1 protein-coding gene and 1 pseudogene are annotated in these 897 nt (G+C 57.3%); both read left to right on the forward strand.

All coding sequences use genetic code 11. The features are described from left to right. Positions 1-300: pseudogene (locus JCM19055_RS30835) on the forward strand (hypothetical protein); the annotation flags it as partial. Next, positions 281-784, forward strand: a complete 504-nt coding sequence (locus JCM19055_RS26835) for a hypothetical protein (protein ID WP_052366658.1) — start codon at positions 281-283, stop codon at positions 782-784. The pseudogene JCM19055_RS30835 and the gene JCM19055_RS26835, both read left to right, overlap by 20 nt. Positions 785-897: the final 113 nt, after the last annotated feature.

An 897-nucleotide genomic window follows, 5' to 3' on the forward strand; every position in this document is an offset into this window, starting at 1 on the left:
GTTCCTTTTGATCCACTCGCTGCACCAGGCTACCCTGTTGGGCAGATCGTTACGTTTGAAGGCAGCACCTATTTTGTGAACACCGCTCCTCCTACGGGTACTCCTGGTACTTCACCGGATTATACGTTGATTGCGGGGGCTGGAGCTACGGGCGTTACTGGTGTTACTGGTGTCACTGGGGCTACGGGCATTACCGGAGACACCGGGCCTACGGGCGCTACGGGCATTGGACTTGATGGCGTCGTTCCTTTTGATCCACTCGCTGCACCAGGCTACCCTGTTGCAGATCGTTACGTTTGAAGGTAGCACCTATTTTGTAAACACTGCGCCTCCTACGGGCACTCCTGGTACTTCACCGGATTACACGTTGATTGCGGGGGCTGGAGCTACTGGAATAACTGGTGTTACTGGCGTGACCGGGGACACCGGACCTACAGGAGTAACCGGACCGACGGGAGCTACTGGCATTGGGCTTGATGGCGTTGTTCCTTTTGATCCTGTTGCTGCACCAGGCTATCCTGTTGGACAGATCGTTACGTTTGAAGGCAGCACCTACCTTGTGAACACTGCTCCTCCTACGGGCACTCCTGATACTTCAACAGATTACACCCTAATTGCGGGTGCTGGGGCTACGGGCATTACTGGTACTACCGGAGTCACAGGTGCGACGGGGTTAGCTGGGGCTGACGGGATTACCGGAGCTTCTGGACCTACCGGCGTTACGGTACTACCGGGCTTGATGGGGCGATTGGACCGACGGGTGCCACTGGCACTGCTGGAGTGACCGGGGTTACTGGAGCTTCTGGCATTACTGGCGCCACTGGGTCGACAGGCGTCACTGGAGCTTCTGGCATTACTGGGGCCACTGGACTGACAGGTGTCACTGGGGCTGCTGGC

The organism is Geomicrobium sp. JCM 19055 (genome assembly GCF_000698185.1).
In the GTDB taxonomy this organism is placed as follows: Bacteria; Bacillota; Bacilli; order Bacillales; family Marinococcaceae; genus Geomicrobium_A; species Geomicrobium_A sediminis.